The organism is Natronomonas salinimetallica (assembly GCF_013839515.1).
In the GTDB taxonomy this organism is placed as follows: domain Archaea; phylum Halobacteriota; class Halobacteria; order Halobacteriales; family Haloarculaceae; genus Natronomonas.
The window spans coordinates 23,311-46,605 of the sequence record NZ_JACDNQ010000006.1 but is presented as its reverse complement, the minus strand read 5'-3'; the positions used below and the strand labels follow the sequence as shown (position 1 = coordinate 46,605).

Sequence of the window (23,295 nt, the reverse complement as noted above, 5' to 3'; positions counted from 1 at the left end):
TTTAAGACGGTTTAAGCGGCCCGAAATGCGCTTTTTTCGAGCTTGTAAGCCAGTGAACGGTTATAGTAGAGATCGGAGCTATGTACACATCGATCGCACTGCCGCCGTGCGGTCGAGTGTGTCTTGTCTTCCGATTTCTACTATACTTCATGGGACACCGGTAGTGGCTGATTCGGGGAGGTGAGATTCTGTATTTGGGGAGGTGGGATTCTGTATTTGGGGGACGAAAATCCGTATTCGAAGAAGTGAGAATCCGTGCTCGGGGAGGCGAAAATCCACACGGGATGCGCACCCCGCGTCTTGCACGCCGATCCGTGGCGGCGTCTCCGGCCGGAGGGGCTCTCTCGTACGGATCGGTGTCCCGATGTGCCGGCCACCGTCGGCACCGTGCCAGCGGTGGCCGCTCCCGGACGACAGCAGTCCGAATCGGACAGTCAGATACGGGCCTCCAGGCCCTCGGTCGGCGTGTACATGGTCCGCCGGATCACAGCCACACGAACACGAATCCGGCGAGCATCGATAGCGTCAACACCGCCTGCATTGCGCTCGAGGCGAGCATCCCGACGGCCGTGATGGCCGCGGTGTGCGCCCCCTGTCGGACGTCGCCGTGGCGTCGGTACTCCAGGGCGAACACCGACCCGACGACGCCGAGGAGCGCCCCGAACGGGCCGAGGACCGAGAGCAACACGATGGCCGCGACCGCGGCGGCAGCCGTCGTCCGTGCCGACGCACCGCCGGCCCTCGCCGAGACGGCCCCACCGAGGAGGTCGACGGCGACGGTGAGGCCGCCCAACGCGACGAAACCGAGCAACGCGAGCGTTCCGGGGTCGCCCGTCACCGCCCAGTAGTACCCGACGCCGAGTGTCGACAGGACGCCGCCCGGTACCAGGGGCACGAAGCTCGCGAGGACGCCGGCCGAAAGCAGCGCGAACGCGACGACCGCCGGATCGAGGGGAGGCATCGGCCGGACCGACGGCGCGGACCGCCGAAACGCTGTCGGAGATCGGTACGGCCTCACATACGCCGACGGTTCCGCAAGCGTTTAATACCGCTCTGCGGATAGAGACGAGTACATGACGCGATTCCACCGCACCGACGCGATCGCTCTCAGCGGTGGATCCTTCCTTCTCTCGCGACCGCGACGGGCCGGTAGGCCCGAATAGTACCCACCTCCCTCGTCGCGTTCGCCTCGATTCCCAACGGTGACCGTCCGGCCGACGGTCCAGCCATACCACATCACACAACACAATGTCAGAAACCGACCGCGTCGCGCTCGCCTTCTCCGGCGGGCTCGACACCACCGTCTGTGTACCGCTGCTCGAAGAGGAGTACGACTACGACGAGGTCATCGGCGTCACCGTCGACGTCGGCCAGCCCGAATCGGAGTTCGAGGAGGCCGAGAAGACGGCCGAGGCGCTCGATCTCGACCACTACGTCGTCGACGCGACCGAGGAGTTCGCCGAGCTGTGTTTCGACGCCGTCCGCGCGAACGCCTCCTATCAGGGCTACCCCCTCGGGACCGCCCTCGCGCGCCCGGTGATCGCACAGGCGATCCTCGACGTCGCGGAAGAACAGGACTGTACGGGCCTCGCCCACGGCTCGACGGGCAAGGGCAACGACCAGCTCCGCTTCGAGGCCGTCTGGCGTGATTCGGATCTGGAGGTCATCGCGCCGGTCCGGGAACTCGGCTTGACGCGGGAGTTCGAACAGTCCTACGCCGAGGAGCGCGACCTCCCGATCGAGGGCGGCGACGAGGGGAAATACAGCATCGATACGAACCTCTGGAGCCGCTCGATAGAGGGATCCGAACTCGAGGAGCCGGGATACGTCCCGCCAGAGGACATCTACGAGTGGACGAGCACTCCGACCGAGGAGACGCTGGAGATCGAGGTCGGCTTCGAGAACGGCTACCCCGTTAGCCTCGACGGCGAGGCGACGTCGCCGGTCGAACTGATCGAGGAGCTCAACGATCTCGCTGGCGACTACGGGGTCGGACGCTCCGACATCATGGAGGACCGCATGCTCGGGCTGAAAGTCCGCGAGAACTACGAGCATCCGGCGGCGACGGTGCTTCTCAACGCCCACGCGGCGCTGGAGGACCTCGTGTTGACGAAAGAGGAGCGCGATTTCAAAAAGCACGTCGACCACGAGTGGTCCGAGAAGGGGTATCAAGGCCTCGTGAACGCGCCGTTGATCGACGCTCTGGAGGGGTTCATCGCCGAAACCCAGACCCGTGTGACGGGGACCGTTACGGTCCGCCTCGAGGGCGGGCAGGCCCGCCCCGTCGGCCGCGAGTCGACGTACGCCGTCTACTCCGCGGAGGCCGCCTCGTTCAACACCGAGGACGTTACCGGGAGCATCGAACAGGGCGACGCGACGGGCGTCGCGAAGTACCACGGCTTCCAAGAGCGCCTGGCGAACCGCGTCATCGACGGACACGACGAGTGAACCGATGACCGACGAGGACGCCGACGGACCCACGGAGTCCGGGAGCAATGACGCCGACGGACACACCGAATCCGGGAGCAATGACGCCGACGGACACACCGAATCCGGGAGCAATGACGCCGACGGACACACCGAATCCGGGAGCGACGGCCCCGGCGACGTCGTCCGCCGAGAGCGCTTCAGCGGCGGTCCCGCCCGCGGATTCATGTCGAGTCTCGCGGCCGACGAGCGGATCTTCGCGGCCGACGTCGCGGTCGACCGCGCCCACGTCGTGATGCTCGACGAGCAGGACATCATCGCCCGCGAGGACGCGGCGGCGGTCCTCGGGGCGCTCGCCGAAATCGAGGCCGCCGGACACGCGGCTCTCCCGGACGGCGAGGACGTCCACGCGGCCATCGAAACGGCCGTCATCGACTGTGTCGGCGAGCGCGGCGGGCGGATGCACACCGCCCGGTCCAGAAACGACGAGGTCGCGACCTGCATCCGGTATCGGCTTCGCGAGGACGTCCTCGACGCCGCGACGGCGACGGTCGGGGCCCGAGAGGCCCTCGCCGACGCCGCCGAGGCACACACCGAGACCGTCATGCCGGGCTTTACGCATCTCCAGCCGGCGCAGCCGACGACCGTGGGCCACTACCTGGCCTCCTACGAGTCGGCGCTCGCCCGTGATACCGAACGGCTGCTCGACGCCTACGGGCGGATCAACCGCTCGCCGCTCGGCGCGGCGGCGTTCGCGGGCACGCCGTTCGACATCGATCGGGAGCGGACCGCCGAGCTGCTCGGCTTCGAGGGGGTCGTCGGGAACTCGATGGACGCCGTCTCCGCTCGCGACTTCCTCGTCGAGACGACCGCCGCCGTCGCTGCGCTGTCGACGACGCTGTCGGGGCTCGCGGAGGACCTCGTCGTCTTCTCGAACCGTGGATACGTCGAGCTGGACGACGCTTACGCATCGACCTCCTCGATCATGCCACAGAAAAAGAACCCCGACACGATGGAGCTCGTTCGGGGGTCGGCCGGCGATGCGGCCGCCGGGCTGAACGCGCTGTTGTCGATCCTGAAAGGACTCCCGCGGGCGTACAACCGCGATCTTCAGCGCGCCCACCCGCACGCCTTCGAGGCGATCGACGCGGTCGAAGCGGCAACCGAGGTCGCCGCGGGCGCGGTCGCGACGGCCGAGTGGGACGAGCCGGCGCTCGGGGCGGCCGCATCGGAGGGCTTCTCGACGGCGACCGGGGTGGCGGATCTGCTCGCGATGGAGGGGCTTCCGTTCCGGACCGCCCACGAGCTGGTCGCGTTCGCGGCCGAACGGACCGACGGGGATAACGTCGCGGCGACGTACGCGGCGCTCGAATCGGCCGCGAGGGAGGTCCTCGACGAGCCACTGGAGACGCACGTCGACCGGGCGGCCGTCGAGGCGGCGCTCGATCCGACCTCGAGCGTCGTATCGCGGGACTCGACCGGCGGGCCCGCCCCCGCGGCCGTCGACGCCGACCGTGCGCGGGCACGCGAGGCGCTCGATGCCCACCGGGATACGATCGGATCGCGCCGGGCGGTGCTCGAACGTGCCGAGCGGCGACTCGAAAAGGAGGTCACCCGCCGTGTGTAAGCGGCGACCGGGACGGGGCGGCCCGCAGGGGCGACGACGGCCGCGCTGTGAACCGCGCGCCCGCCCGAGCCAATATTAACAAATACCTGATACTAAATATAGGCGGGCGCTGTTTGAACGCGTTTAGGCCGTCAGATAGTCATATCGGTCATTGTATTGTTCTGATAAGTTCGAAGCTTTTAAGTGGTTTGCCGGCCGACTAGACGGCACGATGTCAGAAGAGACGATCACCGCGGAAGATCCCATCACAGGCGAAGCGATCGAAATCCCCGCCGACGTCGAGGTCGGCGAGATCATTGACAGCCCCATCACGGGTGCCGAACTCGAGGTCGTCGCCGTCGACCCCGTCGCCCTCGAGGAAGCCCCGGAGTTAGAAGAGGACTGGGGGGAGTAAGGCGATGGACGTCGGTGCGAACCGCCGTTCGGACGCCCGGTCGCCCGTGGACGGTGAGACGTCGTGAACGTCGGCGTCCTCTACTCGCGGATCCGTCGCGACGAGAAGCTCCTGTTGAGCGAGCTGCGCGACCGCGGCCACGAGGTGACCAAAATCGACGTCCGCACGGAGCGCTTCGGCGTTCACGGGCGGCCGGAGACCTTCGAGGGCCTCGACATCGTCGTCGATCGCTGTCTCGCGACCAGCCGGTCGCGCTACATCACCCGGTTCGTCGATGCCTACGACGTGCCGGTCGTGAACGATCCGGAGACGGCGGCGGTCTGTGCCGACAAAGCCAGGAACAGCCTCGCGCTCGCGGAGGCGGACGTGCCGACGCCAGCGACCGAGGTCACGTTCACCAAGGAGGCGGCGATGGAGTCGATCGAGGAGTTCGGATACCCCTGCGTGTTGAAGCCCGTCATCGGGTCGTGGGGCCGGCTGATGGCGAAGATCGATTCGAGGGACGCCGCGGAGGCGATCCTCGAACACAAGGAGACGCTCGGCCACTACGAGCACAAGGTGTTCTACATCCAGGAGTTCGTCGAGAAGCCGGGCCGGGACATCCGCGTCGTCGCCACCGACGGCGAGCCGATCGCGGCGATGGCCCGCTCCTCGGAGCACTGGCTGACGAACGCCGCCCGAGGGGCCGAAACCGAGTCGATCGAGATCACCGAGGAGATGGCCGATCTCGTCGAGCGCGCCTCGGAGGCGGTCGGCGGCGGCCTGCTCGGCGTCGACCTCATGGAGATGGGTGACGCCTACACCGTCCACGAGGTCAACCACACCGTCGAGTTCAAGGCGCTGAACGAGGTCACGGAGATCGACGTCCCCGCGGCGGTCGTCGACTGGCTCGAAGCCCGCGTCCGGAACGTCGAGGTGACGGCATGAGCGAGGAGGCGACGGCCGACGGCACGAGCGGGGAGGCGACGGCCGACGGGCAATATACCGCAAGCGTCGTCGGCGGCAGCGGCTTCACCGGCGGCGAACTGCTGCGGCTCCTCTTCGGCCACCCGAACTTCGATGTCGTCCAGGCGACGAGTCGGAGCTACGGAAACAAGACGGTCGGCTCCGTCCACCCGAACCTGCGGGGGACGGAGCTGCGGTTTTCGGACCCCGAGGATCTCGAGTCCGTCGACGTCCTCTTTTCGTGTACGCCCCACGGCGTCTCGATGGAGCACATCGACGCCTTTCGGGCGGCGGCCGACACGGTCGTCGATCTGAGCGCGGACTTCAGACTCGACACCGAGGCCGAGTACGACGAGTGGTACGACGGCCACGACCGGCCCGAACTGCTCGCCGAATCCGAGTACGCCCTGCCGGAGCTCAACCGCGAGAGCCTCCCCGGCGCGGAGTTGATCGCCTCGGGCGGCTGCAACGCCACCGCGGCGATCCTCGGGCTGAAGCCCCTTTTCGACGCCGGCGTCCTCTCGGGCGACGAGCGCATCGTTGTCGACGTGAAGGTCGGCTCCTCGGAGGGCGGCGCGGGCGGCGGCGAGGCCTCCTCACACCCCGAACGGTCGGGGGTCGTCAGGCCCTACGCGCCGACGGGTCACCGCCACGAGGCCGAGATAGAGGCGTTCCTCGGAACGCAGGTCTCCTTCAGCGCCCACGCGGTCGATATGACTCGCGGTGCCTCGGCGACCTGTCACGTCTACCCCGACGGCCCCGTCTCGAAGGCCGACCTCTGGAAGGCGTATCGTGGCAGCTACGCCGAGGAGCCGTTCGTCCGGATCGTCTCGGGCGGTTCCGGGGTATACCGGTATCCCGAACCCAAGTCGGTCGCGGGCTCGAACTACGCCGAGGTCGGCTTCGAACTCGACCCGCGAAACGGCCGGGTCGTCGTCTTCTCGGCGATAGATAACATGATGAAAGGCTCCGCGGGGCAGGCCGTCCACGCGGCCAACGTCGCGCTGGAACTCGAGGAGACGGCCGGCCTCCAGTTCACCGGTATGCACCCGGTGGGTGCGCCATGACGGTCGTCGTCAAGATCGGCGGTGCCCGCGCGGTCGAACCCGAGGGGGCCCTGGCGGACGTCGCGGACGTGAGGGCCGCCGGGACCGACGTCGCCGTCGTCCACGGCGGCTCGACGGCCGTCGACGACGCCTTAGAACGGATGGGGATCGATCCCGAATACGTCGAGACACCCTCGGGGGTCGTCGGCCGCTTCACCGACGAGGAGACGATGGACGTGTTCAAGATGGCGCTGGCCGGACGGGTCAACACCGACCTCGTGACCGGCCTCAGAGCACAGGGCGTCGACGCCGTCGGGCTCTCGGGCATCGACGGCGGCTTGCTTACCGGGTCGCGCAAGTCCGCGATCCGGGTCGTCGAGGACGGCACGAAAAAGATCCGTCGTGGCGATCACTCCGGGACGATCGAGTCGGTCAACGGCGATCTGCTGGAGACGCTCCTCGACGACGGCTACACGCCCGTCGCGTCGCCGCCGATGCTGGCCGACGACGGGACCGCAGTCAACACCGACGCCGACCGCGCCGCCGCGGCGGTCGCCGCGGCGCTCGGCGGGACGCTCGTCTCGTTGACCGACGTGGCCGGCGTCTACCGCGATCCCGACGACGCCTCGACGGTCATCGACCGCGTCGAGACTCCCGAGGCGTACGCGGAACTGAAGACGGCCGCCGAGGGCTTTATGAGCCGAAAGGTGATGGCGGCGACGGAGGCCCTCGAGGGCGGTGCCGAGCGGGTCGTCGTCGCGGACGCGAACGCCGAGTCCCCGATCCGGTCGGCGATAGACGGCGGCGGCACGCACGTCTTGCCCGGCGCGCTCGAATGACACTACACCAACCATGAGCGGCTTCATTTTTTCGGAAAAACCGATCCGAATCGACCGTGGCGAGGGAGTCTATCTCTACGACACGAACGGCAACGAGTATCTGGACTTCGGCGCGAGCTACGCGTGTACACCGGCCGGTCACTGCCATCCGGAGGTCGTCGACGCGACGACCACACAACTGGAGGAGCTGTGCTACGTACAGGCGTCGTATCCCCACGCGGCCCGGACAGCGTTATACGAGCGGCTCGCCGACGTCGGTCCGGTCGACGTCGACAACGTCTGGCTCTGTAACTCCGGGACGGAGGCCAACGAGGCGGCGCTGAAGTTTGCCCGTCACGCGACGGGGCGCTCGAAGATCGTCGCCACGAAGCGGGGCTTTCACGGCCGGACGATGGGGTCGCTCGCGGCGACGTGGAAGGACAAATACAAACAGGGGTTCGGCCCCCTCGCCGGGGGCGTCGAGTTCGTCGAGTACGGCGACAGCGAGGCGATGGCCGAGGCGATCGACGAGGACACCGCCGCGGTCATCCTCGAACCCCTGCAGGGGGAGGGCGGGATCAACCCCGTCCCGAAGGGGTACCTCCAGTCGGTGCGCGTCGAGACGGCGACCTCGGGTGCCGCGTTGATCCTCGATGAGATCCAGACCGGCCTCGGCCGTACGGGCGAGTTGTGGGCCGCCGAGAAGTACGACGTCGTCCCGGACGTCCTGACGACCGCGAAGGGGCTCGCGAACGGTCTCCCGATGGGCGCGACGCTGTGTCGCGACTGGATCGCCGAGGACGCCGGCAATCACGGCTCGACGTTCAGCGGTGGCCCGGTCGTCTCGGCCGCGGCGGGGGCGACACTCGACGTGATCGAACGCGAGTCACTTCCGAGCCACGCGGCGGATGTGGGCGGGTACCTCCGCGGAGAGATCGAGTCCCGGCTCGGCGACGATGTCCGGGACGTCCGCGGCCACGGCCTCATGATCGGCATCGAGGTCAAGCGCGGCTCGAACCGGCTGTTGCGGGATCTGGCGATCGATCACGGCGTGTTGGCGCTGCCGGCCGGCCGCACCGTGTTGCGGCTCCTGCCGCCGTTGACCGTCGAGCGCGAGCACGCGGACGAGTTCCTCGAGGCGCTGGAGGCGGTCATCGCGTGAGCGGGACGTCCCAGGACGCCGACGTCGACACCGAGGCCCGCGAGTTGCTCGAGAAGCTCGTTTCGATTCCCTCGCCGACGCCCGAGGAGGACGAGTGTGCGGCGGCGCTGGCCGCCTTTTTCGAGGCGCACGGCCGCGACGTGTTCATCGACGACGTCGGGAACGTCCGTGCGCCGGCCGACGACAGCGTCCTCTACACCTCACACGTCGATACGGTCCCGGGAGACATCCCGGTCCGGATCGAGGAGGGCGAACGCGGCCCCGAACTGTGGGGCCGCGGCTCCGTCGACGCGAAGGGGCCGCTCACGGCGCTCGCCGTCGCGGCCGTCCGGACCGGGATGTCGTTCGTCGGCGTCGTCGGCGAGGAGGTCGACTCCCGCGGCGCACGATACCTCGTCGAAGAGCGCAACGCTCCGGCGGCGGTCGTCAACGGCGAACCCTCGGGCTCGGACGGGATCACGCTCGGCTACCGGGGCATACTCAGCGGTACCTACCGCTGTACCTCGGAGTCGGGCCACACGTCCCGGCCGGAAAACAACGCGATCCAGGAGGCGATCGCGTGGTGGTCGGCGGTCGAGGACCGTTTCGGCGACGGCGGTGAGGACGTCCCGATATTCGAACAGGTCACGCCGAAGCCGGTTTCGGTCGAAGGCGGCGTGACGGCGGACGGCCTGGCGGTCGAGACGACGCTGGACGTCCAGTTGCGGGTCCCGCCGCGGTACTCGACCGGGGACGTCAAAGCGCTGGCCGACGCCGAACTCGAGGCCGGGACCGTCACCTGGACCGACGCGGTCGAGCCGACGATGCAGAGCCCCCGGACCCCCGTGGCGCGGGCGTTTCGGGTCGCCATCCGCGAGGCCGGCGGCGACCCCCGGCTCCTCAGAAAGACCGGAACGGCCGACATGAACGTCTACGCCGGGGCGTGGGACTGCCCGATGGCGACGTACGGCCCCGGTAACTCGGATCTCGATCACGCGCCGAACGAACGCCTCGAACTACAGGAACTGGACCGCGCGGTCGCCGTGTTGGAGACCGTCGCGGAGGAGCTTAGCTGACCGGAGTACCATGAATTTCTTGAACATCGACGACCTGACGCGCGACGAACTCGACGACGTACTGACGCGGGCGAGTGACCTCAAGGAGCGAACCGCCCGCGGGAAGACAGCAGAGGCGATGAACGGCAAGACCCTCGGGATGATCTTCGAGAAGCCCTCGACCCGGACGCGGGTCTCCTTCGAGACGGGCGCGACACAGCTCGGCGGACACGCGATCTTTCTAGGCCCCGACGACATCCACTTGGGCCACGGCGAACCGGTCAGGGACACGGCGCGGGCGCTGAGCCGCTACGTCGACGTCATCATGGCGCGCGTCTTCGATCACGCCGACGTGGTCGAACTCGGCGAGTACGCGACCGTACCCGTCGTCAACGGGCTGACCGACGACGCCCACCCCTGCCAGACGCTCGCCGATCTGTTGACGATCAAAGAACGCTTCGACGGCTTCGACGCCCGCGTCGCGTGGGTCGGCGACGGGAACAACGTCTGTCAGTCGTTCGTCCTCGGAGCGGCGATGGTCGGCCTCGACCTCGTCGTCGCCACGCCCGAGGGATACGGCGTCGACGACGCGGTGCTCGACCGGGCCGCCGAACTCGGGAGCGCCCCGGACGTCGTCAGCGACCCCGAAACGGCCCTCGAGGGGGCCGACGTGCTCTATACGGACGTGTGGGTGAGCATGGGCGAGGAGTCCGAACGGGCCGAAAAGCTCGACGCATTCTCGACGGCCGGCTTCCAGGTGACAGAGGAGTTACTCGGCGACCGGCTGCTCATGCACTGTCTGCCCGCCCACCGCAGCGAGGAAGTGACCGATTCGGCCCTGGAGAGCGAGAACTCCATCGTGTGGGATCAAGCCGAGAACCGCCTGCACGCACAGAAGGGGCTGTTGGCGTCGTTGCTGTAGGAGGCTGCCGAAGGACGTCGACGACGGTGTCGGCCGGCCTTCGGGACGGGGGATCGCGCGGACGGTACGCGCCGGGGGGACGGAATACGCCGGGCGGTCAGGCACCCGCCTCGGCGAGCGCGGATTCGAGGTCGTCCCGTTGGGTGACCCCGACGAACCGCTCGACGACGCCCCCCTCGTTCTCCACGATGAGCGTCGGGAGCGACCGGACTTGGTATTCGTTCGCGACGTCCTGTTCGTCGTCGACGTCGACTTTCTCGAACTCGACGTCGGGAAAGTCCTCGGCGAGCTCTTCGAGGATCGGATCCTGGGTCTTACACGGGCCACACCAGTCCGCGTAAAAGTCCTTGAGCGTAACGGACATGGCTACCGATACCCCAGCCGAGCGCATAAGAGTTTTCCAAACGGCACGGGCCGGTGCCGAAACGCTTAGGGTCTCTGGGGCGAACCATGGGGTATGAGCAGCGGTGAAAACTCCGGCGGTCTGATGTCCAGCGCCGGACTCGTCCGGTATTTCGACTCCGAGGACAGTAACACGCCGACCATGGACCCGCGGACGGTCGTCGCGTTTGGGGTCCTGTTGGGCGTGTTCGTGCTGATGTTGAACGCGCTCGCCTGAGGCGGGACTATAGTAGAGATCGGAAGACAAGACACACTCGATCGCACGGCGGCAGTGCGATCGATGTGTACATAGTTGCGATGTTCACTATAGCGTCGTTTTTCGCGGCGTTCGACGGCTCGTCACCGGCCGGTCTGTGACGCTCGACGGCGTCCAACCCCTCCTGTACGACTCCGGTCCAGTTACCGGCCTATTTTATACGGCTCCGACCCAGTAGTACCCGTGCGCGTCGTCCACGAAGCCGCCGAGGGAACGCGAGCGCTCGCGACCGACGTCGAGGTCGCCGAGGGGATCGTCTCCCAGGGGATCGGCCTGATGGGTCGCCGATCGATCCCGGAGGGGTACGCGCTCGTCTTTCCGTTTTCGGGCGTCTCGGCGCGCGGACTTCACATGGTGTTCGTTCCCTTCGACGTCGACGCGGTCTGGCTTGTCGACGGGAAGGTCCGGGCGGTAAAGCGGCTGTCGGCGTGGACCGGCTACGGCCGGGCCGACGCCGACACCGTGATCGAACTTCCGGGCGGGGCGGCCGCCGACGTCTCCGTCGGCGACGCCGTCCGGGTCGAGTCACCGTGAGGAGAGCCGAGTCACCGTGAAGAGAGCCGAGTCACCGTGAGGAGAGCCGAGTCACCGTGAGGAGAGCCGAAAGAAACGAGAGGGAGAACGAGCCGGGGCTGCGGCAACCAGTAGCTTAATCAACGTCCGTGACGATCGTTGATGCACACCATGCCGAACTCCGAGACGGCAGAGGATAGAGTAAGTCGCCGCGAGGCGGCTGGTCGAGAAATTCGACCGCTCGCCACATAACGAGGTTTCTACCGTGAGGACACTGTTCGGGGATCACCCAGCGACTGCTCCCCTCGACGGCCGTGACGTACAGTTTTTGGACACCACACTCCGGGACGGCGAACAAGCCCCCGGAATCTCGCTGACGCCCGACGAAAAAGCCGAGATCGCACTGGCGCTCGACGAGGCGGACGTCGCCATCGTCGAGGCCGGCAGCGCCTGTACCGGGGCGGGCGAGCGCGAGACGATCGCCCGCGTCACCGAACTCGGCCTCGACGCGCGGGTGACGAGTTTCGCCCGCGGCGTCAAAGACGATATCGATCTCGCGCTCGACTGCGGCGTCGACGGGGTCAACCTCGTCGTGCCGGCCAGCGACCGCCACGTCGAGGAGAAAGTCGACAGCACCCGCGGGGCGGTCATCGAGGAGACCGTCGAGTTGGTCGAGTACGCCAAAGAACACGGCCTTTGGGTCGAAGTCCTCGGCGAGGACGGCTCCCGGGCCGACCTCGGGTTCTTGAGCGAACTCATGGACGCGTCGATCGAGGCCGGGGCCGACCGGATCTGTGCGCCCGACACCGTCGGCCACGCCACGCCCGACCGGATGTTCGAGATCTACGCCGAACTCTCCGAACTCGGGCCGACCTCGATGCACACCCACGACGACCTCGGACTCGCCGTGATGAACGCCCTCGTCGGCGTCGCTGCGGGCGCGGACCTCGTTCACGGGACCATAAACGGTATCGGCGAACGGGCCGGTAACGTGGCCATCGAGGAGGTCGCGATCGCCCTCGATCACGGCTACGGCGTCGAGACGGTCGACACAGAAATGCTGTACGACCTCGGCCAACTCGTCGCCTCGAAGACGGGCGTCCCCCTCGCGCCCAACAAGGCCGTCGTCGGCGAGAACGCCTTCACCCACGAGTCGGGCATTCACACCGACGGCACGCTGAAAGACGACGCGATGTACGAGCCGTATCCCCCGGAGAAGGTCGGCCGAACCCGCCGGCTCGTCCTCGGCAAACACGCCGGGCGCGCCGGCGTCGAGGCCGCCCTCGCCGAACACGGCATCGATGTCTCCGGGGAGGACCTCGGCGAGATCGTCGGCCGGGTCAAACGCCTCGGCGACCGCGGCAAGCGCGTCACCGATGCCGATCTACTCACCATCGCCGAGGAGGTACAGGGCCACGAGCGCGAACGCCGCGTCGAGTTGCTCGATCTCACGGCAGCCTCGGGGAGCGGGACGCCGACCGCCTCCGTCCGCCTCGAAGTCGACGGCGAGGAGCGCGTCGCCTCCGGCACCGGTAGCGGTCCCGTCGACGCCGCTATCGCCGCCGTCAAGTCGGCGCTCGGATCGGCCTCGAGCGCCCAACTGGAGTCGTATCACGTCGACGCCATTACCGGTGGCACCGACGCCGTCGTCACCGTCGAAGTGGAGATGTCCCGCGGCGACCGGACGGTCACCGTCGCGGCATCCGATTCGGACATCACGACCGCCTCCGTGCGGGCGATGGTCGATTCGCTCGATCGCCTCCTGGCGGACGCCGACACGCCGGTATTGGCCGACGACTGATGGGATCGTGACACGTATGGTACCCACGAACGTGGCCCGCGTCCGGTCGGTCGCGCCGGCAGCACGGACCCCACCGTTTCGGGGGGCGCGCGGACACGAACTGCGCGCGACGGTAGCGCTACGCTGACACGACGGTAGCGCTACGCTGACGCGACGGTAGCGCTACGCTGACGCGGCGGCTCGTGAGTGGTCCCGCCCATCCCCGAACGCTCCGGTATCTCCCCGGACGGCGTGCCCAGCGGCGCACCGGACGGCGTGCCCGGCGGGGCATTCGTTCACACCGTCTATCGGCTTTTCACCCACCCCAACCAATATGTGCCACCTCGGCGATCCTCCGGTATGGCCCTCCACGCAGTCGACGCCGTCAGTGACGCGTTCGGTGTAACCAGGGAGTTCCTCCTTCCGTTCGAACCCCGTCGGTGGGCGAAACTCGCGGTCGTCGTGCTATTCGTCGGCGGGGGGTTGAGCCTTCCGAGCGTACAGTCCAACGCGTCCGGGGGTATCGACGAGTCCGTCGGTACCGACCTCCCGAGCCTCGCTCCCGACGCGATGGCGGTCGTCGGGGCGGTCGTCGCCGTAATCGTCCTGGTGGGGATAGCATACAGCGTCGTCGGCGCGGTCATGGAGTTCGTCCTCGTCGAGTCGCTCCGGACGGGCGATGTTTCGATCCGTCGTCACTGGCGGCGGCGGTGGCGACAGGGGCTTCGACTGTTCGGGTTTCGGATCGCGATCGGGCTGCCGGTGCTCGCGCTCGTCGTCGGCTGGATCGGGTTGTTGATCGCCCCGGGGATCGGCGGTGGCGGTCCGATCGTCCCCGCCGCGACGCTGTTTTTCGTCGGGCTCCCGGTCGTGTTCCTCGTCGGCCTGCTGTACGCGCTCGTCGCGTCGTTCACGACCGTTTTCGTCGTCCCCATCATGATCGAAACGGACAGCGGCGTCCTCGCGGCGTGGCGTCGGCTCTGGGGATCGGTTAGGGCCCACCCGAAGCAGTATCTCGCCTACGTCGTCATCGGGTTCGTATTGACGGTCGCGGCGGGACTCCTCGCGTCCGTGACCGTCGGTATCGCCGGAATCACGCTGTTGATCCCGTTTGTCCTCATCGGTGCGGTGGTCTATCTCACCGTCTCGTTGTCCTCGGCGGCCGGGCTCGTGGTCCTCGGTGGAATCGGGGCGTTGTTCGTGGTGGGACTCGTCGTCCTGTGGCTGTTCGTCCGGGTCCCGGTAGTGACGTACCTCAGGTACTACGCGTTGTTGGTGCTCGGGGACGTGGATGACTCGCTGGATCTCGTTCCCGACCGGCGGGCGGCCGTCCGGGAGTGATACCGGGTAGTTCCCGCGACACCCCTGGGCGTATCAGGCCCTTTTTACACCCACATCCGATACGAACACCCAATGACTCGAATCGTCGTGGTCGACAACCACGGGCAGTTCACCCACCTCGAACACCGCGCGCTGCGTGATCTCGGCGTCGACACCGAGATCCTCGACAACGAGACGCCGCCCGGCGAGATCGACGCCGACGGGATCGTCCTCTCGGGCGGCCCCGACATGGATCGGATCGGCCGCTCGGTCGAGTATCTCGACCTCGATATCCCGGTGTTCGGTATCTGTCTCGGGATGCAACTCATCGCCGCGGAGCTCGGGGGCGAGGTCGGCCCGGGCGAGTACGGCGGCTACGCCGACGTGACGGTCACCATCGAGGACGGGACGGACCCACTCGTCGGGTCCCTCGCCCCCGAAACCCGAGTCTGGGCGAGCCACGCCGACGAGGTCAAGACGGTCCCCGACGGGTTCGTTCGTACCGCCACGAGCGACGTCTGTCCCACGGAGGCGATGAGCGACACCGACCGGGAGTTGTACGGCGTCCAGTGGCACCCCGAAGTCGCCCACACCGAGGAGGGCGAAGCGGTCTTCGAGAACTTCCTCGCGATCTGTGAACACCCCAATACAGTATAAAATTCCCTCGCGGCCGTGCATCCGGCGACCCGATCGCACAACGTTGAATCGGACGCACGGGGAATCGGGGACGACGCACCGATGACTTCGGAACTCACGCGACGAGGACTGCTCGATACGGCCGGTATCGCACTCCTGGCCGGTTGTTCGGGATCCGGTACCGACCCGACCGGGGCGGACGGCGGGAACGGCGGGGACGACACCGAGACGCCCGACCCCGACCTCCGGGTCGGCGAGCGATATCTTAGTTCCGCGTTCCCGATCGAATTCGTCGAACCGGACTTCGAGGCGTCGAGCGGCTTCGCCGACGACGCCCGCCTCGCGTACATTCACTGGCACGGCGCGGACGTTTCCCACTGGCATCAGTCCCCGGTCAGCATCGCCGTCGGCGGGAGACGGGCGGGGCGGACCCGGTTTCTGCTCGAAGGGGCGGAAGTGATTCCGCTCGGCCCGGAGACGGAGTTCTCACAGGCCGTTTTGCCGGTCACCGGGGACGACGCTCCGCTGCGGACGGCGGTCGACGGGGCTCACGTCGAGATATTCGGCGAGGAGGCCGGCGACGCCGAGCTGTGCTTCGAGTTGCGGGCCGACGGCGGGACCCGGTGGCGGTCCCCTCCGCTTCCGGTGGAGATCAGGCGATCGGAATCCGGGTGATCGGGCGTCCTCACGGTTCGTCCGACCCACGCCCGGTTCGTCCGATCACCGCCGTTCCGCCCGGTTCGTGTGGCGGTACGGATCCGTGAGCGATGGCCGGCGTTTATAACCCACCTGGACGCAGTACTCGTCGTGTTCACGTCGCCGCTCTCCGGAATCGGATCGGGCCCCGACCTGTTGCGCCTGCTCGCCGTCCCCGTCTTCGCGTGGGCCGCCTATCGGGACGTCCGGACACGTCGGGTACCGAACCGGACCTGGCTCCCGCTCGTGGCCGTCGGGGTGCTCGCGCTCGCGTGGGACCTGCTCGCGCTCACGGCGCTCGGGACCGGACGACAGCTGTTTTTGATACAGTCGGCCATCTCACTCGGGTTCGTCGCACCGCTCGGGTACGTCTTCTGGCGTATCGGCGGGTTCGGCGGTGCGGACGCGAAGGCGATTATTACCCTCGCGGTCGTGTTTCCCGTCTACCCGGCGTACGACGTCTTCGGTGCCACGTATCCGATCCACGACGCCCCGCTCGGCGTCCTCTCGTTCACCATCCTCTCGAACGCCGTGTTGATCGGCCTTCTGTATCCGCTCGCGCTCGCGGTCCGGAACCTCCCCCGTGGCGAACTCACACCGGCGATGCTCATCGGCCGTCCCGTTCCGATCGAGGAGATACCGACGGAGTACGGCCGGCTGCTCGAAACACCGGGCGGATTCACGCGCCGCGGGCTGGATATCGACGCGTTTCGGATGTATCTCCGGTGGCGCGGAATCACGTTCTCCGACCTCCGGAACGATCCCGACCGGTTTCGGAACTCGGTCCCGACCGACCCGAACGAGCCCGGAGACGGAGCGATCGAGGGCGCTGAAAGCGGGGAAGCCGGGGACGATCCGGGAGCCCTCGAAGCGGCCGAGGACGACCCCTGGGGTGCCGACGCGTTCCTCACGGAGTATGCCGCCTACGGCACCACGCCGGCGGGGCTGCGCGCGGGGCTCCGTGTGCTCTCGGAGCCGGACCGAACGTCCGTCTGGATCAGCCCCGGGATCCCGTTCATCGTCCCGATACTCGTCGGCCTCCTCGTCTCGTTGACCGCTGGCGACGTGCTGTTTTGGCTCCTCTCTGCGGTCGGACTCTGAACGGGGGACGTGTGAGGTCGGGTCCTACGCCTCCGCGGGGATCTCCTCGTCGGCGGCGGCCTCGAGATCCTCCAGCGCGGAGATGACGCCGTCGCGGTACGTCGACAGTTCCGAGCCGTACTGCGTTTCGGCCATCGTCGCGTACTCGTTGGTCCCGTCGAACGCCTCGATCCGATCGAGCGTCCGGTCGGCCGTCTCGACGACCCAACGGTTGCGGGTCGTATCGTCGACGACGGAGATCGATTCGGGACGCAACGAGACGTTCACGTCGCCCTCGTCGGTCTCGTAGGTCCGGGGCTTGCCGACGACCGTGACGTAGGCTGGCGTCTCGGTCTCTCTGAGTACCGACGTGGCCTCCGGTTGGTACTGTCCGGCATAGGTGAAGAACGTGCCCGTCGGATCGACGATCCGGCCGCGCCAGTACTCCGAGTCGTCGCCGACGTCCTCGGTTTCGGTCAGCGTGCCGGCGACGAAGACCCGGTTCGCCCGCTGGCCGGTCGGCAACAGCGAGTAGACCGGGGCCCGGTCGTCATCGGACTCTTTGAACGTGTACGTTGCGTCGTTGAACTCTGTCGCGAAGGCGCGTCGGGCGACCTCGCGGGTGGGGACGGATGCACTCATTTACATAGACCTCGCTCTGATGAGCACGCGTTCGGCGTCGGTCGGCGCGCCGAGGCGCTCGATGTCGTTCGCCAGCACGTATCTACCGAGCGTCGGACCGGCGACGCGGTAGTACCGACCCAACACCGTTTCCCGCATCTCCTCGACGACGACCTCGGTATCGAGGGCGTCCATCGCCATCTGTTGGGCTTCCTCGAGGGTAATGCCGGTCAGTTCCTCCGTGGATTCCTGGTTGAAGATCGTCTCGTGGATCTCGACCCCATCGTCGAGGACGCCCTTGATCCGGAGGTCGAACTCGCCCTCGACGTCGCCGTGTTCCGAGCAGCGACCGTTCTGGAGGACGCGGGTACAGTCCTCGGCGGGGCAGCGCTTGATCAGCCCCGAGCCGGACTGGATGTCGACGAGCGCGCCCTCGACGTCGGTGGCGTCGTCGCCGACTTCGAGGTCGGTATCGAGCGCCTCGATCGTCGTCGCGGAGTTGAGTTTCACGGAAAAGCGGCCCTGATACTCGTCGGTGACGACGCCCTCGAGGTCGTACACCGACCCCTCCTCGAGTTCGGGCAACTCGCTTTTGGCCCACTTGGTGAATTTCACCGTACCGGTCTCGTCACCGAGCAGACCGACCTGTGCGATCGAGTCCGAACCCGGTTCCCAGAGGTCGACGATCTTGACCGTCAGATCGAGCCACTCCTCGGGGGTATCGATGTCGGCGACGGTCGCCGACTGGCTCGTCCCGCCGGAGAGGTCCTCGCGGTCCATGTCGGCCTCGTCGAGGTACGTCGAGACGATGCTGCGTCTGGCCTCGTCGACCGGAACGCGGTACTCGGAGACGAGCGTCTCGAGGCGCGATTCGATCTCGTCGACGCCGACGTCGAGGCTGTCGGAGAACTGTTCGTGTATGTCCACTGCGTGCTCTCGCAGGTCTGTCATGGGTGGGTTCCGTCTCCGCGTGTTTTCAGTGGGAGACGTACGCCGTTTGGTTCCCAATGGTATAAAAACCGTCGGTAGCATGGTGAAAGTGATACGCCCGGACGTCCCCCTGCGGGCGCGGTACGTCTCACGGACGCCCGTCCGACAGCACGAAGCCCAGCACGATGAGCCCCGAGCGGTCGCGGCCGATCCGCCGACGGCTCTTTTATCCTGGCGCTCGTATCACCCCGTGTGAGCAACCGTCGTCGGCTCGAACGGCTCCTCCGGACGAAGCTCAACGCGGTCGGCAGACGCTACGAGGAGACGAAACGCGCCTACACCGATGCGAAGACGGCGAGGCTCTCGAACCTCCCGACCGACGAAGAGGGGCGGGCGCGGATCGTCTGTCGCCGCCACGCAGAAAAGCGGGCAGTCCCCGTCGACGAGGACGGCCGCCCGGCGTGTTACGACCCGGACCATCCGGACTGTCGGGGCTGTGTCGATGACGTTCGGGCCGATCGGATCGAAACGTGGTAGCGTGCCGCATCGGTCGGCCGCCTCGGATTGGGGCGTCACCTCGTATCGGCGGACGGTCCCATATCAGATTCCGCGCATCGATCCGCCATCGACCGGGACCGCAACGCCGTTGATATACGATGCTCGGTCGCTCGAGAGCCAGGCGACGGTATCGCCCAACTCGCGTGGGTCGCCGACGCGCGCGAGCGGAACCCCCTCGGACCACTCCGCTAAGCCGTCCTCGTAGTGTTCGTACTCTCCGCGGTCGACGCTCGCTTCGATGAGTTCCTCGATACGACTCGTCTCGTGTGCCCCTGGCAACACCGTGTTGACGCGGATCGCCGGCGCGAACTCGTCGGCGAGGCTCTTCGTGAGGCCGAGTACCGCCCGCCGGACGGCGTTCGAGAGGACGAGGTCGTCCAGGATTTCCCTGACCGTCCGGGAGGTGATCGTCACGACGGTACCGCCGCCATCGGCGGATAGCGTCGGGTGGGCCGCCCGAACGGTCCGGACGACGCTCATCACGAGCATGTCGTAGGCGTCGTACCAGTCCTCGTCGTCGGTGTCCAGAAACGACCCTGGCGGCGGCCCGCCGGCACTCGTGACGACGTGATCGAGCCGTCCAAACGTCCCGACCGTGGTGTCGACGAACGCCTCGACGTCGTCGGGGTCGGTGATGTCCGCCCGAACCGCGAGTACGTCGCCGTCGCCCGCGGTCCCGAGTCGCGCCTCGGCCCGGTCGAGTCGATCCTCGTCCCGGCCACAGACGGCGACGTCGGCACCCGCCTCGGCGAGCGCTTCGGCGCTGGCAAGCCCGAGTCCCGCGGTACCGGCGGTGACGAGCGCCGCGTTCCCGTCGATTCCGAGATCCATACCGGCGTGACGGCCGCCGGTAGGATAAAAGAGTCCGTCCGGACGCCGATCCACAGGGTTCCTCTCGGCGACCGTCGGACCGCCCGTCCCGCGCACGGCAAGCGGGGTTCGCTCGAACACGGATGACGGACTCACGGTCCGACGGTCCCTGGGACCTTCGATACCCCCGTTCCGTTTATTTCTGAGGGGGGATGTCAGACCGTGTATCCGGGACCGTCAGACCGTGTATCCGGGACCGTCAGACCGTGTATCCGGGACCGTCAGACCGTGTACTCGGCGTCCTCGTGATCGTCGACGACCTCGATTCCGCGGTTGTTGACGGCGTGGGGATCGAGACCGACCTCCTCTAGGAAGTCCTTGTAGATCCGCTCGCACGTCTCGCCGTCTTTTTGTTTGTCGCTGGCGTGATCGCAGAGGTCGGCGACGCCCTCCGGTACGTCGTTCGTGTGGATGATCCAGTGGTTGACGAGATCGGAGAGCCGCCGAATCGGCGAGGTGAAGTGGCCGTAGATCTCGAAGTTCAGCGCGTGGTGGCCACCGAAGGGGTCGGACATGTACTTCGCCCGGGGCATCACCTTCATAACGGCCCACTGGATCTTGTTGAGCTGTCGCCCCGGGGCCTCCTCGAGGGTCGCGTTGACGGCTTTCCGTGGGTCGTCCCAGGCGTCGCCGGGGATCGAGACGCCGTCGAGTTCCTGGATCTCCTGGAGCGCTTCGTCCCACTCCTGTGGCGTCGGCTGGGGGTGAACCCGGAACATCGCTTCGAGTCCGCGGTTCCACTGGAGTTCGTGGGTGACGGCCTTGTTGGCCTTGAGCATGCACTCCTCGATGATGGTGTGTGCGCGGTCGCGTTTGGGGTTGAGGACGAGCGAGCCGTCCTCTTTGCGCTGCTCGTGGAGCTTCTCGGCGAGTTCGTACGCCAGGGCGTTCTCCTCGTGGAGCGGGGCGTCGGGCTCCTCGAGCCGGTCCTCACAGTCGTTGTAGGTCTGGCGGGCGTCGGAGTGGATGACCGATTTGTAGATGTCGATCGACTCGTGTGAGAGGGTCTCTTCGTTGATGTGCATCTCGACGGTGTGGGCGAGTCGGTCCTCGTTCGGCACGAGAGAACACACCGTCTCCGCCAGAACCGGCGGGAGCATATGGATCGTGTAGGCGGGGAGATAGACGGTGTTGCCACGCTTTTGTGCTTCCTCCCACATCGCGGTCTCGGGGGTAACGTAGTGGCTCACGTCGGCGATGTGGACCCACAGGCGGTACCCTTCGTCGGTGCGCTCGATAGAGATCGCATCGTCGAAGTCCTGTGCGTCGGCGGGATCGGTCGTCCACGTCGTCAGCTCCCGGAGATCGCGGCGCTCCTCGAGCTGCTCGACGATGTCGCCTTCGGGATCTTTCGCGCGGGTTTTCGCCTCCTCGATCACGTCCCGTGGAAACTCGTCGCGGATCTCGAACTCCTCGAAGAGCTCCTCGCGTTTGTTCGCGAGGTGGTGGGCGAGATCCTCATCGATCCTGACGGGACCTTGCCCCTCCGCAGTTCCAGCGTACGCCTGCTCGTCGCGCTCTGTCATACCGGACCGTAGTGCGCTGGGACAGTTAGGCGTTGCGAGGGGCTCACCGACGGCTCCCGATCAGGAATCTCTGCTCCGTTCGCTTTCGCCCTCGGCTTCCGATCCGCCTTCGAGGGCCTCGTAGTAGCGTTCGACGAACCGGCGGTCGGGAACCGATCCGTCTTCGATGCCCACGAGCAGCGATTCGAGCCCTCGCCGGGGCTTGTGACACAGCTCCCGGTGGCACGGCTTACAGAGGTACTCGAACTCCTTTTGTCGGCGATCCCACCGATCGCCGTGCTTGTCGTACTCGCGGGCGTCGGGGCGTTCGAGCGACTCGCCGCAGGCGATGCAGGTGACGTCGGTTCGGTCCTGCCGGCCCCACATGCCGTCGCCTTCGCGGAGCCGTAACTTAGGCGTATCCCCCGCTCGGGGGTGTTCCGACGTGTATGCCGAGGGACGACGTGTATGCCGAGGGACGACGTGTATGCCGAGGGACAACTGTAGCCACCACAAGCGTATAGACGCCCGCGCCATCAGTGTCGGGCATGGATCCGCGAATCCGTGAACACGCCGAGACCGTCGTCGACCACTCCACCAGCGTCGAGGCCGGCGACAACGTCGTCATCAGCGCGCCGAGCGCCGCCGAGGACCTCGCCGTCGCCCTCCACGAGGTCGTCGGGGACCGGGGAGCGACACCGGTTCACCTCGCAAACGATGGCCGCGCCCAGCGGGCGTACCTGCGGGCCGTCGACGACGAGAACCTCGAGACGCCGACGCACGTGGAGGCGCTCTACGAGGAGAGTGACGTCCTGATACGTGTCCGTGCGGAGGCGAACGCGAGCGAACAAAGCGACGTCTCGCCGGAAACACAGGCGGCCCATTCGAGGGCCCGCCAGCCAGTTCAGGAGGTCGCCCTCTCGAAGCGGTGGTGTCTCACGCAGTTTCCCTCGCAGGCGAACGCCCAACTCGCCGAAATGAGCACGGAGGGCTACGAGAACTTCGTATGGGACGCGATCAACAAAGACTGGGCGGCCCAACGCGAACACCAATCGCGGATGGTCGACGTCCTCGATCCCGCGAGCGAGGTCCGGATCAAAAGCGGCGATACGACGGACGTGACGATGTCGGTCGACGGGATGAAAACCCTCAACGACTACGCGGAAAAGAACCTCCCGGGCGGGGAGGTGTTTACCGCACCCGTCGTCGACAGCGTCGAGGGCGAGGTGCTCTTCGATATGCCGCTGTATCACCAGGGTCGCGAGATCACCGACGCCCACCTCGTCTTCGAGGACGGCGAGGTCGTCGAACACGCCGCCGCCGATAACGAGGGGCTGTTGACGGAGGTCTTGAACACGGATCCGGGCGCGAGCCGGCTCGGCGAGCTCGGAATCGGCATGAACCGGGACATCGACCAGTTCACCTACAACATGCTCTTCGACGAGAAGATGGGCGATACTGTCCACATGGCGGTCGGACGCGCCTACGACGAGTGTGTCGGCGAGAACCGGGAGGCAAACGAATCCGCGGTTCACGTGGACATGATCGTCGATATGGCCGAGGAGTCGTTCATCGAAGTCGACGGGAAAACCGTCCAGCGTAACGGGACGTTTCGGTTCGAGGACGGGTTCGAAGCATGACATCCTCCTCGGCGTGAACAGGGCGGGATCGAAGATCCCGCAGGCAGTCGGGCGAAGTCGTTCGAAAGAGCGTCGCTCTTTCGTGATGACGAGAGAACTCCGTTCTCTCGAAC

At 66.9% G+C, this 23,295-nt stretch carries 25 protein-coding genes; 18 read left to right on the top strand and 7 right to left on the bottom strand.

The window, feature by feature from the left end; all coding sequences use genetic code 11:
- Positions 1 to 484: 484 nt before the first annotated feature.
- Entirely contained in the window at positions 485 to 961 is a 477-nt protein-coding gene (locus tag HZR14_RS06345) for a DUF456 family protein (protein WP_181692028.1), read from the bottom strand.
- 287 nt (positions 962 to 1,248) lie between these two features.
- Here HZR14_RS06345 and HZR14_RS06340 point away from each other — a divergent pair, with 287 nt between their 5' ends.
- The 9 genes from HZR14_RS06340 to argF all read left to right on the top strand — a co-directional run bounded on the left by HZR14_RS06340 (position 1,249) and on the right by argF (position 10,375).
- A complete protein-coding gene (locus tag HZR14_RS06340; protein WP_181692027.1) occupies positions 1,249 to 2,448 on the top strand; it encodes an argininosuccinate synthase in 1,200 nt (399 codons plus the stop codon).
- 4 nt (positions 2,449 to 2,452) lie between these two features.
- Complete coding sequence (argH, locus tag HZR14_RS06335) at positions 2,453 to 4,054, top strand: argininosuccinate lyase (protein WP_181692026.1); 1,602 nt, start codon at positions 2,453 to 2,455, stop codon at positions 4,052 to 4,054.
- 211 nt (positions 4,055 to 4,265) lie between these two features.
- Positions 4,266 to 4,448 (top strand): lysine biosynthesis protein LysW, encoded by a 183-nt coding sequence (gene lysW / locus HZR14_RS06330; RefSeq protein ID WP_181692025.1) that lies wholly within the window; start codon positions 4,266 to 4,268, stop codon positions 4,446 to 4,448.
- Between the two features lie 63 nt (positions 4,449 to 4,511).
- A complete protein-coding gene (lysX, locus tag HZR14_RS06325) occupies positions 4,512 to 5,375 on the top strand; it encodes a lysine biosynthesis protein LysX (RefSeq protein ID WP_181692024.1) in 864 nt (287 codons plus the stop codon).
- Entirely contained in the window at positions 5,372 to 6,460 is a 1,089-nt protein-coding gene (argC, locus tag HZR14_RS06320) for an N-acetyl-gamma-glutamyl-phosphate reductase (protein ID WP_181692023.1), read from the top strand. Before lysX ends, argC begins: the two co-directional genes overlap by 4 nt.
- A complete protein-coding gene (locus HZR14_RS06315) occupies positions 6,457 to 7,278 on the top strand; it encodes an acetylglutamate/acetylaminoadipate kinase (RefSeq protein WP_181692022.1) in 822 nt (273 codons plus the stop codon). Before argC ends, HZR14_RS06315 begins: the two co-directional genes overlap by 4 nt.
- A gap of 13 nt (positions 7,279 to 7,291) precedes the next feature.
- On the top strand, positions 7,292 to 8,419 hold the full coding sequence (locus HZR14_RS06310) for an aspartate aminotransferase family protein (protein WP_181692021.1): 1,128 nt from the start codon (positions 7,292 to 7,294) through the stop codon (positions 8,417 to 8,419).
- A complete protein-coding gene (locus tag HZR14_RS06305; protein ID WP_181692020.1) occupies positions 8,416 to 9,474 on the top strand; it encodes a [LysW]-lysine hydrolase in 1,059 nt (352 codons plus the stop codon). The genes HZR14_RS06310 and HZR14_RS06305 overlap by 4 nt, the downstream gene beginning before the upstream one ends.
- 10 nt (positions 9,475 to 9,484) lie before the next feature.
- The gene (gene argF / locus HZR14_RS06300) at positions 9,485 to 10,375 is read left to right on the top strand and encodes an ornithine carbamoyltransferase (RefSeq protein WP_181692019.1); all 891 of its coding nucleotides are present in this window, start codon (positions 9,485 to 9,487) and stop codon (positions 10,373 to 10,375) included.
- Positions 10,376 to 10,472: 97 nt separating this feature from the next.
- Here the strand turns inward: argF and trxA are convergent, their stop codons facing one another.
- Complete coding sequence (gene trxA, locus HZR14_RS06295; protein WP_181692018.1) at positions 10,473 to 10,739, bottom strand: thioredoxin; 267 nt, start codon at positions 10,737 to 10,739, stop codon at positions 10,473 to 10,475.
- A 93-nt stretch (positions 10,740 to 10,832) separates the two neighbouring features.
- Here trxA and HZR14_RS06290 point away from each other — a divergent pair, with 93 nt between their 5' ends.
- The 7 genes from HZR14_RS06290 to HZR14_RS06260 all read left to right on the top strand — a co-directional run bounded on the left by HZR14_RS06290 (position 10,833) and on the right by HZR14_RS06260 (position 17,079).
- On the top strand, positions 10,833 to 10,994 hold the full coding sequence (locus HZR14_RS06290) for a preprotein translocase subunit Sec61beta (RefSeq protein ID WP_015408294.1): 162 nt from the start codon (positions 10,833 to 10,835) through the stop codon (positions 10,992 to 10,994).
- Positions 10,995 to 11,216: 222 nt separating this feature from the next.
- Positions 11,217 to 11,567: a DUF192 domain-containing protein gene (locus HZR14_RS06285; protein ID WP_181692017.1), complete on the top strand. Its 351-nt coding sequence runs from the start codon at positions 11,217 to 11,219 to the stop codon at positions 11,565 to 11,567.
- A gap of 244 nt (positions 11,568 to 11,811) precedes the next feature.
- A complete protein-coding gene (locus tag HZR14_RS06280; protein WP_181692016.1) occupies positions 11,812 to 13,347 on the top strand; it encodes a (R)-citramalate synthase in 1,536 nt (511 codons plus the stop codon).
- A 339-nt stretch (positions 13,348 to 13,686) separates the two neighbouring features.
- A complete protein-coding gene (locus tag HZR14_RS06275) occupies positions 13,687 to 14,667 on the top strand; it encodes a DUF7544 domain-containing protein (protein ID WP_181692015.1) in 981 nt (326 codons plus the stop codon).
- A 72-nt stretch (positions 14,668 to 14,739) separates the two neighbouring features.
- Positions 14,740 to 15,303, top strand: a complete 564-nt coding sequence (locus tag HZR14_RS06270; protein WP_181692014.1) for a GMP synthase subunit A — start codon at positions 14,740 to 14,742, stop codon at positions 15,301 to 15,303.
- Positions 15,304 to 15,384: 81 nt separating this feature from the next.
- A complete protein-coding gene (locus tag HZR14_RS14170; RefSeq protein ID WP_220132461.1) occupies positions 15,385 to 15,957 on the top strand; it encodes a hypothetical protein in 573 nt (190 codons plus the stop codon).
- Between the two features lie 132 nt (positions 15,958 to 16,089).
- On the top strand, positions 16,090 to 17,079 hold the full coding sequence (locus HZR14_RS06260) for an A24 family peptidase (RefSeq protein ID WP_370464961.1): 990 nt from the start codon (positions 16,090 to 16,092) through the stop codon (positions 17,077 to 17,079).
- 24 nt (positions 17,080 to 17,103) lie between these two features.
- Here HZR14_RS06260 and HZR14_RS06255 read toward each other — a convergent pair whose 3' ends face one another.
- Both HZR14_RS06255 and HZR14_RS06250 read right to left on the bottom strand, forming a co-directional pair.
- A complete protein-coding gene (locus HZR14_RS06255) occupies positions 17,104 to 17,700 on the bottom strand; it encodes an RPA family protein (protein ID WP_181692013.1) in 597 nt (198 codons plus the stop codon).
- Complete coding sequence (locus tag HZR14_RS06250) at positions 17,701 to 18,630, bottom strand: replication factor A (protein ID WP_181692012.1); 930 nt, start codon at positions 18,628 to 18,630, stop codon at positions 17,701 to 17,703.
- Positions 18,631 to 18,861: 231 nt separating this feature from the next.
- Here HZR14_RS06250 and HZR14_RS06245 point away from each other — a divergent pair, with 231 nt between their 5' ends.
- Positions 18,862 to 19,146 carry a DUF7091 family protein gene (locus HZR14_RS06245; RefSeq protein WP_181692011.1) on the top strand — a complete coding sequence of 95 codons (285 nt, stop codon included), beginning with the start codon at positions 18,862 to 18,864 and terminating at the stop codon, positions 19,144 to 19,146.
- 63 nt (positions 19,147 to 19,209) lie between these two features.
- Here HZR14_RS06245 and HZR14_RS06240 read toward each other — a convergent pair whose 3' ends face one another.
- The 3 genes from HZR14_RS06240 to HZR14_RS06230 form a co-directional block, all read right to left on the bottom strand.
- Positions 19,210 to 19,998, bottom strand: a complete 789-nt coding sequence (locus HZR14_RS06240) for an SDR family oxidoreductase (protein WP_181692010.1) — start codon at positions 19,996 to 19,998, stop codon at positions 19,210 to 19,212.
- Between the two features lie 260 nt (positions 19,999 to 20,258).
- On the bottom strand, positions 20,259 to 21,563 hold the full coding sequence (locus HZR14_RS06235; RefSeq protein WP_181692009.1) for a ribonuclease catalytic domain-containing protein: 1,305 nt from the start codon (positions 21,561 to 21,563) through the stop codon (positions 20,259 to 20,261).
- A gap of 60 nt (positions 21,564 to 21,623) precedes the next feature.
- Positions 21,624 to 21,929 carry a DUF7562 family protein gene (locus HZR14_RS06230; protein WP_181692008.1) on the bottom strand — a complete coding sequence of 102 codons (306 nt, stop codon included), beginning with the start codon at positions 21,927 to 21,929 and terminating at the stop codon, positions 21,624 to 21,626.
- A 161-nt stretch (positions 21,930 to 22,090) separates the two neighbouring features.
- On the opposite strand from HZR14_RS06230, the gene HZR14_RS06225 reads away from it, so the two are divergent.
- The gene (locus HZR14_RS06225) at positions 22,091 to 23,182 is read left to right on the top strand and encodes an aminopeptidase (protein ID WP_181692007.1); all 1,092 of its coding nucleotides are present in this window, start codon (positions 22,091 to 22,093) and stop codon (positions 23,180 to 23,182) included.
- The last annotated feature ends 113 nt before the right edge of the window (positions 23,183 to 23,295 follow it).

Bases quoted from the DNA above. Each gene is read 5' to 3' on its own strand.
- HZR14_RS06275 (WP_181692015.1), top strand. From the start codon at position 13,687: ATGGCCCTCCACGCAGTCGACGCCGTCAGTGACGCGTTCGGTGTAACC.
- lysW (WP_181692025.1), top strand. From the start codon at position 4,266: ATGTCAGAAGAGACGATCACCGCGGAAGATCCCATCACAGGCGAAGCG.
- argF (WP_181692019.1), top strand. From the start codon at position 9,485: ATGAATTTCTTGAACATCGACGACCTGACGCGCGACGAACTCGACGAC.
- HZR14_RS06255 (WP_181692013.1), bottom strand. From the start codon at position 17,700: ATGAGTGCATCCGTCCCCACCCGCGAGGTCGCCCGACGCGCCTTCGCG.
- HZR14_RS06250 (WP_181692012.1), bottom strand. From the start codon at position 18,630: ATGACAGACCTGCGAGAGCACGCAGTGGACATACACGAACAGTTCTCC.
- HZR14_RS06340 (WP_181692027.1), top strand. From the start codon at position 1,249: ATGTCAGAAACCGACCGCGTCGCGCTCGCCTTCTCCGGCGGGCTCGAC.
- HZR14_RS06315 (WP_181692022.1), top strand. From the start codon at position 6,457: ATGACGGTCGTCGTCAAGATCGGCGGTGCCCGCGCGGTCGAACCCGAG.
- HZR14_RS06225 (WP_181692007.1), top strand. From the start codon at position 22,091: ATGGATCCGCGAATCCGTGAACACGCCGAGACCGTCGTCGACCACTCC.
- HZR14_RS06310 (WP_181692021.1), top strand. From the start codon at position 7,292: ATGAGCGGCTTCATTTTTTCGGAAAAACCGATCCGAATCGACCGTGGC.
- argH (WP_181692026.1), top strand. From the start codon at position 2,453: ATGACCGACGAGGACGCCGACGGACCCACGGAGTCCGGGAGCAATGAC.
- HZR14_RS06230 (WP_181692008.1), bottom strand. From the start codon at position 21,929: ATGTGGGGCCGGCAGGACCGAACCGACGTCACCTGCATCGCCTGCGGC.
- HZR14_RS06290 (WP_015408294.1), top strand. From the start codon at position 10,833: ATGAGCAGCGGTGAAAACTCCGGCGGTCTGATGTCCAGCGCCGGACTC.
- HZR14_RS06270 (WP_181692014.1), top strand. From the start codon at position 14,740: ATGACTCGAATCGTCGTGGTCGACAACCACGGGCAGTTCACCCACCTC.
- argC (WP_181692023.1), top strand. From the start codon at position 5,372: ATGAGCGAGGAGGCGACGGCCGACGGCACGAGCGGGGAGGCGACGGCC.
- HZR14_RS06235 (WP_181692009.1), bottom strand. From the start codon at position 21,563: ATGACAGAGCGCGACGAGCAGGCGTACGCTGGAACTGCGGAGGGGCAA.
- trxA (WP_181692018.1), bottom strand. From the start codon at position 10,739: ATGTCCGTTACGCTCAAGGACTTTTACGCGGACTGGTGTGGCCCGTGT.
- HZR14_RS06240 (WP_181692010.1), bottom strand. From the start codon at position 19,998: ATGGATCTCGGAATCGACGGGAACGCGGCGCTCGTCACCGCCGGTACC.
- HZR14_RS06345 (WP_181692028.1), bottom strand. From the start codon at position 961: ATGCCTCCCCTCGATCCGGCGGTCGTCGCGTTCGCGCTGCTTTCGGCC.
- HZR14_RS14170 (WP_220132461.1), top strand. From the start codon at position 15,385: ATGACTTCGGAACTCACGCGACGAGGACTGCTCGATACGGCCGGTATC.